12 protein-coding genes are annotated in these 12,753 nt (G+C 36.6%); 9 read left to right on the top strand and 3 right to left on the bottom strand.

Annotation, left to right across the window (positions count from 1 at the left end; translation table 11 throughout):
- The 4 genes from ACG9ZL_RS05695 to ACG9ZL_RS05710 form a co-directional block, all read left to right on the top strand.
- A partial coding sequence (locus ACG9ZL_RS05695; RefSeq protein WP_419359377.1) for an efflux RND transporter periplasmic adaptor subunit occupies positions 1 to 407 on the top strand: 407 nt, incomplete at its 5' end.
- A 603-nt stretch (positions 408 to 1,010) separates the two neighbouring features.
- Entirely contained in the window at positions 1,011 to 1,226 is a 216-nt protein-coding gene (locus ACG9ZL_RS05700; RefSeq protein WP_004823273.1) for a cold-shock protein, read from the top strand.
- Positions 1,227 to 1,336: 110 nt separating this feature from the next.
- A complete protein-coding gene (locus ACG9ZL_RS05705; RefSeq protein WP_035371050.1) occupies positions 1,337 to 1,564 on the top strand; it encodes a hypothetical protein in 228 nt (75 codons plus the stop codon).
- A gap of 71 nt (positions 1,565 to 1,635) precedes the next feature.
- Complete coding sequence (locus tag ACG9ZL_RS05710; protein ID WP_004823271.1) at positions 1,636 to 1,842, top strand: hypothetical protein; 207 nt, start codon at positions 1,636 to 1,638, stop codon at positions 1,840 to 1,842.
- A 902-nt stretch (positions 1,843 to 2,744) separates the two neighbouring features.
- Here the strand turns inward: ACG9ZL_RS05710 and ACG9ZL_RS05715 are convergent.
- The gene (locus ACG9ZL_RS05715) at positions 2,745 to 3,950 is read right to left on the bottom strand and encodes an MFS transporter (protein ID WP_419359379.1); all 1,206 of its coding nucleotides are present in this window, start codon (positions 3,948 to 3,950) and stop codon (positions 2,745 to 2,747) included.
- 152 nt (positions 3,951 to 4,102) lie between these two features.
- Between ACG9ZL_RS05715 and ACG9ZL_RS05720 the strand changes: the two genes are divergently transcribed.
- Positions 4,103 to 4,699 (top strand): TetR-like C-terminal domain-containing protein, encoded by a 597-nt coding sequence (locus ACG9ZL_RS05720; RefSeq protein WP_336951850.1) that lies wholly within the window; start codon positions 4,103 to 4,105, stop codon positions 4,697 to 4,699.
- A 32-nt stretch (positions 4,700 to 4,731) separates the two neighbouring features.
- Here ACG9ZL_RS05720 and ACG9ZL_RS05725 read toward each other — a convergent pair whose 3' ends face one another.
- On the bottom strand, positions 4,732 to 5,346 hold the full coding sequence (locus ACG9ZL_RS05725; protein ID WP_419359381.1) for an arylesterase: 615 nt from the start codon (positions 5,344 to 5,346) through the stop codon (positions 4,732 to 4,734).
- Positions 5,347 to 5,391: 45 nt separating this feature from the next.
- Between ACG9ZL_RS05725 and ACG9ZL_RS05730 the strand changes: the two genes are divergently transcribed.
- Together ACG9ZL_RS05730 and ACG9ZL_RS05735 are read left to right on the top strand one after the other, a co-directional pair.
- On the top strand, positions 5,392 to 6,141 hold the full coding sequence (locus tag ACG9ZL_RS05730; protein WP_303576326.1) for an ABC transporter ATP-binding protein: 750 nt from the start codon (positions 5,392 to 5,394) through the stop codon (positions 6,139 to 6,141).
- Entirely contained in the window at positions 6,141 to 8,735 is a 2,595-nt protein-coding gene (locus tag ACG9ZL_RS05735) for an ABC transporter permease (protein WP_419359383.1), read from the top strand. Before ACG9ZL_RS05730 ends, ACG9ZL_RS05735 begins: the two co-directional genes overlap by 1 nt.
- 178 nt (positions 8,736 to 8,913) lie before the next feature.
- On the opposite strand, the gene ACG9ZL_RS05740 is transcribed toward ACG9ZL_RS05735, so the two are convergent.
- Positions 8,914 to 9,723 carry a rhomboid family intramembrane serine protease gene (locus tag ACG9ZL_RS05740; protein WP_336951842.1) on the bottom strand — a complete coding sequence of 270 codons (810 nt, stop codon included), beginning with the start codon at positions 9,721 to 9,723 and terminating at the stop codon, positions 8,914 to 8,916.
- Positions 9,724 to 9,796: 73 nt separating this feature from the next.
- Here ACG9ZL_RS05740 and mtgA point away from each other — a divergent pair, with 73 nt between their 5' ends.
- Positions 9,797 to 10,471, top strand: a complete 675-nt coding sequence (gene mtgA / locus ACG9ZL_RS05745) for a monofunctional biosynthetic peptidoglycan transglycosylase (protein WP_004717400.1) — start codon at positions 9,797 to 9,799, stop codon at positions 10,469 to 10,471.
- Between the two features lie 111 nt (positions 10,472 to 10,582).
- Positions 10,583 to 12,667: a polyphosphate kinase 1 gene (gene ppk1 / locus ACG9ZL_RS05750; protein WP_004823258.1), complete on the top strand. Its 2,085-nt coding sequence runs from the start codon at positions 10,583 to 10,585 to the stop codon at positions 12,665 to 12,667.
- Positions 12,668 to 12,753: the final 86 nt, after the last annotated feature.

A 12,753-nucleotide genomic window follows, 5' to 3' on the forward strand; every position in this document is an offset into this window, starting at 1 on the left:
GGCGTGTAAGTCACTTTAAAAATGAATACACATTATTGAATGCAAAATACAAAACCGAAGTTGTGGAAGCAAAAGCACTGGCGGAACAAGCAAAAGCCTCAGCAGCACTCAAAGAGAAACAATGGTTTGAACAACAGTTAAAAGCGGAGCAAAACTATAATGCTAAAATTAAACAGATTAAGTCTGATGCTGATCTTGCTCAGTCCAGCGCTGACAGCTTGTCAAAGCAACTCAAAATTGCAGGCAGTCGCTTGTCCAGTAGTTCCAAAGAAACCATCGTTGAGTACACCATTGCCAACAGTGACATACTCGAAAACTGCATTACTGAATATCGAACAGTGGCAGAAAAAGCTGATGGACACGCAGCTGATGCAGAAAGATTGAGGGAGGCGTGGCCCTCTGAGTGAGAGCTTTGTTTAATTTAACTTCTAAGAAATAATTCAAGATTATGGGTTACAAATTTCAAAAATAGTTTTTAAAAGTTGTTTTACTAAGATATGTAGAATTTTAATTATTAAAAAACAATTAATTATAGTTAATGTAGTATCAATTAGGTCATCATGAATCACAGCGGTTAGCATAAAAGATACAATTAAAATAAAAATTAAAAAAAAGAATTTACTATTGAAATATTTTTTGTTCATGCCTTTACTCTGTATATAAGGGTTATATTATAATAATAAATTCTGAAAATTTATATATTTTGTGAGTAATAATAGAGTTTAGAATTTAATTTTAATTTTATTTCTCTATATTTTCAATAACTTAGATATTAAATAAAGCTTATTTATAAAAAAAATAAATATATATATAAGAAAACTTGATTATTTTTATTTTCAGTATATAATGAGCTTAACTAGAAAAAATTATGTTTGGTAAATCTTCTCTAAGTACCGCAGTATTAGTCATAATCCTTCGTTTTTTTCAGATTTTAAGCTCCATTCTTTATTATTTCGATGTTACAGATAGTCAATTAATTGGCTAAAATTTTTAAAAAAATAGGATTTATTATGTCTAATTCAAATATTGTGAAAGGTACTGTTAAGTGGTTTAACGAAGCTAAAGGTTTCGGTTTTATCCAACCAGAATCAGGTCCAGATGTTTTTGCTCATTTTAGCGAAATCGCTAGCTCAGGTTTCAAAACCCTTGCTGAAGGTCAACCTGTTGAATTCAGTATTGCACAAGGTCAAAAAGGACCAAATGCTGTAAATATTATTGCTGTATAAGCAACAATAAGCAGTACTAAATAAAAGCACTAATTAGTGCTTTTTATTTTCTCTTAAAATTATTATTAGTAATTTTATGAATGTCGATAAGATTAAATTTAGGATGTAAATTGTTAAAAATAAATGATTTAATTGCAAAATCTAAAAATGGTACAGAAATTCTTGTGTCTTTAATTCCTCTAAATAAAATACAAAGTACACGTGAAGGTTTTAAAACAGTTGAAGTTGGTAAAAGAGTTCTGCTTTCCTCTGGAATCGAAGTTGATTTAAATTTAGATGGACGTACCTTCTATGCGTCTATAAATCAACTATTTAAATTAAATGATAGAGTTATTTAAATAAAACTCAATAGTTTTTGGATACTTAGGTAGATCCATTATTTCTACCATAATTTTATTAGGATATCGCAATGCTTAAACAAAATATCAGTGTTAAAGATCAGTTTGGAATTAAATATCTCATTCAAGCAACAGTAGATAATTATTTTGCTAATACTCAATGTTTTTCAAATTTAAAATACATAACAGTTGAAGGTGAAGATATACGACCTAGCTTTGAAATGTTTTTTCAAAGTACATTAAGTGGTAAAATTTTTAAGATTGATAAAATTTCTTAAAGATTATTAAACCTTTACAGATGAATTCTGTTAAGTCGTTACAGATATTTTCTTTAAGAAATAATCTAACATTAAGTCTGGTAACAGGCTTTTTTTAATGGGTTGTTCATATGAGTGCAAAAAACTTCAAGTGAGGAGCTTTGAATGCTGCGAAGAATAGGGTCATTAATTAAGGTTTTATTCTTAGAAGAAATTTGGAATAAAAACTATTAAAAATACAAAAAAATTTTGCCAAAACAACAATAAAACTTGCGTATCGTGTATATAAAATTGAGTTTTAATAAAAAAAGCCCACCTAAGTGAGCAATGTTGGACATCATTTCTAATTATTGACCATTCTCTCCAATGGTCAAATTCAGTATATCTTGTTTTATTTTGGATAAAAACGCAGCGAAATGGTTGGTTATAGTCTTCGACCCTAGTTTAAAACTAGTCACGCAGTTTTATGACTACACTAAAAGGGTTGTGGAAATCACAACACCGGGTACTCACAATTCGAGTATCCGAAATAAATCAACTACGAAAATTTCGTAGTTAAATCTAAAAAAAAGGGGGGTATCCATTTTTGAATATACCCAATATCTGCATTGTGATTTCCACAACACAGGCATCATTCAACCATTGGGAAAATCACCATAGTTGGATTTTAAATATAAGAAAATAGTAGTAAGCCCAATATTTGCTACTACAGAATTTAAGTTTTTAAAGAGTGATTCAGGCAGTACAATGAAGGGTGGATATTGTTAAAATACGATTACTTTTAAATATTATTGAAATTAAAGTTCAAGCCGATTTAAAATAAAATGCAACAAGAATGCAACTTTTTGTTGTAAGTATTTGATATTTATAGTTAGTAAAGGCGCTCAATGCGCCTTTTGTTTTGCTTTGATTTTTAACATACTTTAGTGGATGTTCTGTTTATTTTTAAAAGCAAAAACAAACGCCAAGCTGGCCAACAAAATAATCATACAAATATATACATCTGCTGTAAAAATTAAGCCAACTTTATTGACAAAGTATCCAGCAATAATCGCAGGTATACTAAAGGCCAAATAGCTTTCAACAAAAAATGCGGCCATTAAACCTGCACGTTGTTCAGGTAAAGCTAAGGGCATTACAGCACGAATTGCACCCATAAAACCTGTACCAAAGCCAATCCCAGTCACCACAGCACCAATAAACAATAAGATTGGTTGCACCAGATGAATGCCAAGCAAAATAACACTTGAGCCCAAGACAATCGTAATTGCAGCAGTGATTAGAATTTTAAGTGTTGACGCATTGCGCAGTGTTAAAATCCCAACAGCCCCTGAAACTGATAGAGTAATAAACATCATGCCATTCAGCCATGCCGATTGCACATGGAAAGCTTGAGCCAGCAATGAAGGCATTAACGAAAGGAAGAACCCACTGACCATCCATAACGAGATATTAATTGGACTTACGATCAAGAGTGCTTTTCGGGTTTGTACTGGAACAGTCAGTTGCGGTTTTAATGATGCCAAAGCACCCACACGTTTAGTTGCTGTTTCAGGGCTAAAAATTGCGATAAAGCTGGTAGATACAAAAAGAAAGATGAGTATTTCAAAAATTAGTGTCAACGGAACAGTTGAAAACTCTAAAACAATACAGGTCATCAGCATACCCGCAGCCATGCCGAGCATTGGAGAAATACTATTAATTAAAGAACCCTGTGTTTTACTTAGATCAAGTAAAGCTGCTCCAAACGTAGATGCGGCTAAAGCCGTGGCAATACCTTGCAAACCTCGTGCGATAAACAGCATTTCGATATTGGATGCAAACAAGAAAAAGCCCATGGACATAATTTCTAAAATCAATGCCACAAAAATAACTGGCTTACGTCCAATATAATCAGACAATGATCCTGCCACCAATAAGGTTAATAGCAATGCAAACGCATAGGTGGCAAAGATAAGCGTTAATAAAACAGGAGAAAAATGGAAGTGTTGTTGATACAAACGATATAAGGGTGTTGGTGCGCTTGAGGCTGCCAAAAAGGTCATCAGGGTAAAAGTATGTGTGTACAGTGCAGCATTATGGCTTAATTTATAGGAAGTCACTTGACGATTAAAATTAGAGTTGCGCATAATCAATATGTACATAAAAGCTATTAATTAGCTTTTATACCGTATTTTGGATTAAACACAAAGGTTTAGCTAAGATGATTTTTGCTTAAAGCTGTTCTTTAATTATTAACCCATTGATAGATTTTCATTTATAGATTTGTAGTGATTTGCTGATGACGAAAGTGATTACAGGTTTGCGTCCCGGTGGGCGCAGTGCACGAATACAAGCTGCAGTTCATAATGCAGTGCAAACATTACAGCAAAATGTTGCTGTGGCAGATTTGACGATTCCGATGATTGCTGAATTTGCAGGGGTCACCCCCTCTACGATCTATCGACGTTGGGGAGATTTATCTCAACTGCTTGCAGATGTTGGCTTTAATATTTTACATCCAGACAGTGTACCTGCGGATCTTGGTAGTTTTAAGCAAGACTTATATGCATGGATGGAGCAATATTTTGAGGAATATGCCTCACCCGTTGGGCGTACAATCTTAAGCGATATTGTGGCGGAAAATGATTCGCCGACCTCTGGTAAGTGTTATGACTTTTTGATTCAACAGTTAGACATTATCCAGCAACGTGCCCAGCAAAGGAATGAAACAAGCATCGAAAATCAACTGATTATTGAAATTGTTATTGCACCGATGTTACATCGGATTCTATTTACCGAACAAGAATCGAGTTTGGACTATATTTACCATTTATTAGCGCGTTTATTTAATTTTGCGGATGTCCTTAAAAACACGACATCCGATTTAGTCAAATAAACAGCTGCAATCATTTCGGCTTTGAGAAAAAATTAAAGCGCGCCTCGAATTAAAGGATAAATATTATCTAGCAGAATTTTCTGTGCCGTTGCATTGGGGTGGATTAAGTCTTTTTGCATCAAACTTTTATTGCCTGCAATTCCATTCATAAAAAACGGATGCATTTTAACTTTGTATTGTTGGCTTAGGGTTTGGTAATTTTTCTCAAAAGCTTGACTATAAGCTGCGCCATAATTCGGTGGAATTTTCATACCCAATAAAATGACCGTGGCTTGGCTGTTCTGGCTTTGTTGAATTAATTGCGCAAGATTTTTATGAATCATTTGTGGCGGTTGACCGCGTAAACCATCATTGCCACCCAACTCAATCACCACGATATCAGGTTTATGGCTTTGTAATAGTTTTGGAAAACGCGCCAACGCACCACTGGTGGTTTCACCACTTACACTGGCATTCACCACATTATGTTGTTTAGGAAATTGTTGGTTTAAGCGTTGCTGTAGCAAGAAAACCCAGCCTTGTTGTGGGCTAATACCATAACCCGCACTTAAGCTATCACCTAAAATCATGATCGTTTTTGCAAAACTACTAACGGGCAACAGACAGAATATGCTAAAAAATAAACAATGAATTAGATTTTTCATCATTTTCAAATTTAACAATTTTTTGATTTGCATATAAGGTACTTTATGATGTCTAAGGTTCAGGATGATTCAACTTCTCCCATCATGCCACAAGTGATAATTTCTGCACAGCAACTTACACAAAAGATAGAATTACCTCATCAAACGCTTACAATTTTTGAAAATCTAAATCTTAATATTTATACAGGTGAACAGGTCGCGATTACTGGACGTTCTGGTTCCGGAAAATCAACTTTATTAGGCATCCTTGCTACTCTCGATCAAGCCAGTGCAGGTCAACTCAGTGTTTGTGGTGAATCAATTGAGCATTTAAATGAAGAACAACGTGCGTTGATTCGACTTCAATATATTGGTTTTGTATTTCAATCTTTCCAGTTGCTCCCACATCTTTCTGCCTTAGAAAATGTGATGTTACCATTACGTTTACAGAAGAATTTTAATTATGCACACGCAGAACAAAAATCTTTAAGTTTATTGGCCAAAGTTGGTTTAGAACGACAAAGCCAGCAAACACCGAAAGTATTGTCTGGTGGGGAGCAACAACGGGTTGCCATTGCACGAGCTTTAATTTCTGACCCCAAAATTATTTTTGCCGACGAACCTACAGGCAATTTAGATGAACATACCGCCTTTGAAATTGAACAACTCTTATTTGATTTAAATAAAGAACTCGGTACAACTTTAGTGCTTGTCACTCACGATTCGCAATTGGCCGCACAGTGCCAACGTCATTATGAATTAAAAGATGGTCAATTGATTGAACATGTGCAAACTCCTCAATCGAATGAGGTGGTGTAATGTTGACCTTGTTTAAACCCTTATTTAGGCAAAGTTTTGCCAGTTCAGGCATATATCTGCTGATTATTGCATTGAGTTTAGCCATTAGTGCGACTACTGCATTAAAGTTTAGCAATGATCAAGTCAAACAAGCAGTGACCTTACAAGCTGCCAAAATGCAAGCTGCAGATTTACAACTTAGTGATACAGATCCAATTGACCAACAATGGATCAAACAGGCTGATGATTTAAAATTAAAACAGTCCCATGTCACCATTTTTGGTTCAATGGCCTCTACACAGGATCAGTTTGTTATGGTCAATGTGAAAGCCATTGACACAGCATTTCCCTTACGTGGTGAATTAAGGATTGCGCCAAAACAAGCCTTACAAAGTGGCGGGGTTTGGCTAAGCAAACGCGCACAAGAATTATTAAAATTAAACCTAGGCGATAGCGTTCAAATTGCCAATGGTCAGTTTAAAGTTACTGGCATCATTGAACATGATTCAAATCAAGAATTAGGCTTTTCTGCCTTTTCGCCAACCGTGATTATCTCTCAAGCAGATGTTGCAAAAACGGGTGCAATTCAAGTTGGAAGTCGGATTGAATATCGTTTGTTGATGGCAGGGGATGCGGAGTCGATTGCAACATATCAGCAATTTTTTAAGACTTTTAAAGCGCAAGAAAAGCAAAATGTGAATCCAAAGATTGCACAAAATTCGGATGCAGATTCAGCTTTAAGTGCACCAAGTGCCACTACATCGACTGAAAATCAGCCAGCAACACACTCACAAACAGATCAATCCATACAAGATCAACAAAATGCGGATAATGAACTAGATGCACAAAGTAATTTAAGACTACGTAATGCAGATGAGGGTAATTCACGCTTACTTAAACCAATTGAAAACCTCGATACTTTCTTACAATTGGCCAATATTCTGACGATTCTTTTATGTGGTTTAGCCATCGCTTTAACCAGTCAGCGTTATGTACAGCAGAACCAAGATCATATTGCACTGATGCGTTGTATGGGGGCAACGAAACGGCAGATTTTTCAAACCTATCTCGGGTTGCTGAGCGTTGTTATTTTAATCGCCATTGTCATTGGCAGTATTTTAGGACTGATTTTAGGTTATTCGTTGTTGCAATTAATGTTGCAGATGATTCCGAACCTAGAGTTGCAATTTTCAATGTTGCAGATGCTGGTTGGTCCTTTGCCTATTGCAATTTTTACCAGTGCAATTGTATTGATTGGATTTATTTTACCGAGCTTGTGGCAACTGTTAAATACACCGCCTATTCGGGTGATACGCCAACAAGAAAAGTCGGCACGTTCAATGTTGTGGATGATGGCTACAGGTTTAGTCAGCTTGATTATTTTTAGTTTGGTCTTGACCGAAAATCTGATACTTACTGCGTTGGTAATGGGTGCAGTCATTGTGTTAACAGCTTTGTTATATGCAGTGGTTTGGATGATTTTAAAGACTTTAAAATCAATGAAAAATAGGCTCTCAGCCTATATCCGAACCCCTTCGCAAACCGCATTGCAAATTACCGCTTTGGCATTGGGTTTAAGTCTGATCACGGTACTTGCTGTATTGAGAACTGATTTATTAGAGCGTTGGCAGCAACAATTGCCTGAAGGAACGCCTAACCAGTTTATTTATGGTCTACCACCATTTGAACTGGATGCCTTTAAGCAACAATTAGCACAGCAACAATGGAAAAGTACACCGTTATATCCCAATGTAAAAGGGCGCTTATTGGCAAAAAATGGTCAAGCTTTTCCTGCCCAATTGGTAAAAACCAATAATTCTTTACGTCGTGAGTTAAATCTCACCCAAGCAGATCATTATCCACAAGATAATATTATTGTTGCGGGAAATGCTCAATTAACTCAAATTGGGCAGGTATCTGTAGAGGCCAAATTGGCTGAAGAATTGGGCATTAAAATTGGTGATCGTTTAACCTTTAGTTTGCCTGAGGGAAATTTGGACGCGCAAGTTGTGAATTTGCGTACCGTGGAATGGCAAAGCTTTAGTCCAAACTTTTTCTTTATTTTTACTCCAAAGACGTTGGATGAAAACGCAGGCAGCTACTTAGGGAGTTTTTATGTGCCACCGAGTGAAAAAATCAAGATGGTTAATCTGATTCAGCAATTTTCCAATACGGTATTTATTGACGTCACTTTAATTTTTGATGAAATTAAAAACTTGGTTTCTGTGTTGGTCAAAATCATTACAGTTTTGGCAGTATTGGTAAGTTTATCTGGTTTTTTGGTGCTGATCGCCTGTATCAATTTGCTGATGGATGAACGTAAAAAAGAAGTGGCATTGTTACGTTCTTTTGGTAGTTCAAAGCGTCAGTTAAAAAATATGATGAGTTTTGAAATCGGTTTTATTGGATTATTGGCGGGGATTGTTTCCTGTTTCTTTGCAGAGGTGATTAGTGCAGTTGCCAGTTATCGTATGGAAATGGTGGTGCAATTACATTGGGAAATTTGGTTGATTTTACCAATTTCGATGGCAGTGTTGTGCGCATTGATTGGACGTTACCGATTGAGCTATTTATCTGAAATCCCACCATTGCAAAGTCTAAGAGAGTTGAATTAAACCGCTTTGTTTAAGTGGTTTTATTTGACTGTTTAATCTCAGTTGAGCCTTTAAAAGGCTGCCCAGTGAAGACAGTAAATTAAAAAATGGCAACCTACTAGGTCGCCATTTTTTATGCTTCTTGAATTCAGTGTACTCTGTAATGTTTTATTACGGCATAGACAAGCTATTTTAGAGATTAAAAGTTTAATTGCTCACGCATTTGTGCAATGGCTTGTTGCCAAAGTGGGCTAAGTGGTCCAACGAGATGCTGGCAATAGAGATAAACGCCATAGGTTGCTGCAATCCCTAAAATCACAATGATAATATTGGCAGCTTTACCCATTTTGGCACGCTGTGTTGCATACCAAGCCAAAGCCATGACCGCACCCATTAACATCCCACCGATATGGGCAGCATTGTTAATTCCAGAGGCTAAAAAGCCAAAAGCTAAGTTGACCGCAAGTACGGTTAAAAGTGATCTTTTATCTAAAATGAATCTTTGATTCGGGGTAGGTGGGAACAACGATAGTAGTGTCAGTGCACCACCAAGTCCCATTACAGCACCCGATGCACCTGCAGATACATGAGGAAAGAGTTTTTGATCAAAATTTTGCAGCAGTTCGTAGCTATTTCGAATATCCAAATAACCACTTAATAAACTTCCCATGAGTCCAGCAAGGATATAAAGTCCAAGGAAATAAAACTTTCCTAAAGTTTTTTCAGCAACATCACCAAAAATATACAGTGCCCACATATTCATCATTAGATGCAGGATACCGAAGTGAAAAAACATACTGCTGAATAAGCGATATGGTTCCTCTAAGAAGGTTAAAGGTGCATAATCAGCACCCCAACGCAACGCGTCCAATGTTGTCGGGTCAGTAATATTGACACCTGATAAGACTTGGATGGCAAATAAACCGACATTGATGACAATCAGCAATAAGGTTATTTTACCAATAGAATTGGGTTGGCTATAAGTTGAAAGATCTTGATATTTAGACATGCTATTGCTTAGCTTTTTATAGATAGATTCAGCTTAACATGAAACGTCAGAATTTTCGGAGTAAGCAGCTGACATGAAAGCTTTTATTGTTCGTGCTTTGTTAATTGTGGTCAGTATTTTGATCATGATTCAGCTATGGATTTTCTCAAGTTTAATTTATTGGCGTACCCATGATGTAGAAACCACCATGTTTATGCGTTGGACATATCTGTCTGATTTTGAGCCGATTCAACATCAATGGCGCGACTATGACAAGATTAGTGATAACTTTAAACATGCAATTGTCGCTGCTGAAGATGCTAAATTTCTCGATCATCATGGTTTCGACTGGGATGGTATTGAAAATGCACTACAACGTAATCTAAAAAAAGACAAAGTAGTCGCTGGTGGTTCAACGATTTCTCAACAATTGGCTAAAAATTTATTCTTCTATAATCGTCGCTCATTTATCCGCAAAGGTCAGGAAGCGATTGCCACCACCATGATGGAGCGGATGTGGACTAAACAGCGCATTTTAGAAGTCTATATGAACTCTGTTGAATTTGGTGATCATATCTATGGTGTTGAAGCTGCATCACAACATTACTTTTCTAAGAGTGCGGCAAGTTTAAGTCGTGAGCAGGCCGCATTTTTAGCGGTGATTTTAACCAATCCGAAGTATTATCAAAAAAATCGTGATGATTCTAAGCTTCAATACCGTAAGCGTTTGGTTTTGAAGTATATGCGTTATACCCGTATTCCAGATTGACACTAAATAAATGAATTTAAAAAAGCACAAATTGATGTGCTTTTTTTATGAAATTGTCACAAATTTGAAGCATACTAGAATTAAGACATTTTTTTGATGCAGGTTTATTGCATGAATACCGCAGTGACGACAACAACGCCTACAGAATATTCTTATAATGAACGATATATAAATCGTGAGCTTTCAATTTTAGATTTCCATTTACGTGTTTTAGAGCAAGCCGTTGATCCTTTACACCCCTTGCTTGAACGTATGAATTTCTTGTTGATCTTTTCTCGTAATATGGATGAATTTTTTGAAATCCGTGTTGCAGGAATGATGGAGCAATTAACTTTAGGGAATGAAAGTCGTTCACCAGATGGTTTGACGCCAAAACAAGTTTTAGACCAAATCTCTAAAACTGCACATGAAGCGATTGAGCGTCAGTACCGTATTCTTAATGAAGAAATTTTTCCTAAGTTACGTGAAGAAGACATTTGTTTTTTACGTCGTGGTGAGTTAACGCCTGCACAATCTGTGTGGATTAAAAAATATTTCCAAGAACAAGTTGCACCAGTACTTACCCCAATTAGCCTTGATCCTGCACATCCATTCCCACGACTGGTCAATAAAAGCTTAAACTTTATTGTGACTCTAGAAGGGAAAGACGCATTTGGTCGACAAATTGATTTAGCAGTTGTACCAGCACCACGTTCGCTTCCTCGTGTAGTGCGTTTACCTGATGAGCTTACAGGCGGTAAAGAACATTTTGTGATGTTGTCTGCGATTATTCATGAGCATGTATCGGATTTGTTCCCTGGGATGACAGCTACAGGTTGTTATCAGTTCCGTGTCACACGTAATGCTGATTTGGCGCTGAATGAAGATGTAGAAGACTTAGCCAAAGCATTGAAAGGCGAATTGAGTTCACGTCGTTTTGGCCGTGCAGTACGTTTAGAAGTGACAGAAAACTGTCCAAAACATATTTATGAATACTTGCTTGAAGAATTTGATCTAGAACAAGAACAACTTTATAAAGTGGATGGGCCAGTAAATCTGGCACGTCTTGTGTCAAATTTTAAACGTCCACATATGCGTTATGATTCGCATGTACCCGCGATTCCAAAAGTATTGAAAAAGTCTGAAAATATTTTTTCAGCAATGCAAAAACAAGACATTCTCTTACACCATCCATTTGAATCATTTGCACCAGTTATTAACTTATTGCGTGAAGCTGCACGTGATCCCCAAGTGCTAGCGATCAAACAAACCTTATATCGTAGTGGTGCTGACTCTGAAATTGTTCAGGTACTTGCAGAAGCGGCACGTAATGGTAAAGAAGTCACTGCTGTGATTGAGTTACGGGCGCGTTTTGATGAAGAATCAAATATCGCTGTTGCCAATGTATTACAAGAGGCGGGTGCTGTTGTGGTTTATGGCATCGTGGGCTATAAAACGCACGCCAAAATGATCTTGGTGGTACGCCGTGAAAATAATAAGTTAGTACGTTATGTACATTTGGGTACGGGTAACTACCATGCAACAAATGCTCGTATTTATACCGATTATGGTTTGCTCACTACAGATAAAGAGCTCTGCGAAGATGTACATCGTATTTTTCAAGAATTGACTGGTATGGGGAAAATGGCAAAGTTGAAAAAACTGTTACATGCGCCGTTTACTCTTCATGCTCAGTTAATTGCTTTTATTGATGATGAAATTGCCAATGCCAAAGCGGGCAAGCCTGCACAAATTATTGTTAAAGTTAACGCGTTAACTGAAGTTCAATTGATCAATAAATTATATGAAGCTTCGCAAGCAGGGGTACAAATTGATCTGATTATTCGCTCAATTTGCTGTTTACGTCCAGGGTTACCAAATCTGTCTGAAAATATTCGAGTTCGTTCAATTGTCGGGCGTTTCTTAGAACATACCCGTGTCTATTATTTCGGAAATAATGGCAATCCACGTATATACTGTTCCAGTGCAGACTGGATGGATCGTAATTTATTTAATCGTGTAGAAGTGTGCTTCCCGATCGAAGATCCAGCATTAAAAAAACGCATTTACCAGCAAGGTTTAGTCAATTACTTAAAAGACAATATCCGCGCTTGGCTATTGCAAGGCGATGGGACTTGGACTCGTGTGCAACCTAAAGAAGGCGAGGCAATTTACAATGCTCAACAAACTTTGCTTGAGCACTTTGTAAATGGTTAAGCCAAGATAATCTGATTGTCTTAAGCCCGATTAAAATTAATCGGGCTTTTTTGTATCAGTCAGTCAGATTTTAATGAAATTGAATG

Source organism: Acinetobacter legionensis (assembly GCF_048551735.1).
Classification (GTDB): domain Bacteria; phylum Pseudomonadota; class Gammaproteobacteria; order Pseudomonadales; family Moraxellaceae; genus Acinetobacter.

Coding starts and splice junctions, on each gene's coding strand:
- ACG9ZL_RS05700 (WP_004823273.1), top strand. CDS start 1,011: ATGTCTAATTCAAATATTGTGAAAGGTACTGTTAAGTGGTTTAACGAA.
- ACG9ZL_RS05710 (WP_004823271.1), top strand. CDS start 1,636: ATGCTTAAACAAAATATCAGTGTTAAAGATCAGTTTGGAATTAAATAT.
- ACG9ZL_RS05715 (WP_419359379.1), bottom strand. CDS start 3,950: ATGCGCAACTCTAATTTTAATCGTCAAGTGACTTCCTATAAATTAAGC.
- ACG9ZL_RS05720 (WP_336951850.1), top strand. CDS start 4,103: ATGACGAAAGTGATTACAGGTTTGCGTCCCGGTGGGCGCAGTGCACGA.
- ACG9ZL_RS05725 (WP_419359381.1), bottom strand. CDS start 5,346: ATGATGAAAAATCTAATTCATTGTTTATTTTTTAGCATATTCTGTCTG.
- ACG9ZL_RS05730 (WP_303576326.1), top strand. CDS start 5,392: ATGTCTAAGGTTCAGGATGATTCAACTTCTCCCATCATGCCACAAGTG.
- ACG9ZL_RS05735 (WP_419359383.1), top strand. CDS start 6,141: ATGTTGACCTTGTTTAAACCCTTATTTAGGCAAAGTTTTGCCAGTTCA.
- ACG9ZL_RS05740 (WP_336951842.1), bottom strand. CDS start 9,723: ATGTCTAAATATCAAGATCTTTCAACTTATAGCCAACCCAATTCTATT.
- mtgA (WP_004717400.1), top strand. CDS start 9,797: ATGAAAGCTTTTATTGTTCGTGCTTTGTTAATTGTGGTCAGTATTTTG.
- ppk1 (WP_004823258.1), top strand. CDS start 10,583: ATGAATACCGCAGTGACGACAACAACGCCTACAGAATATTCTTATAAT.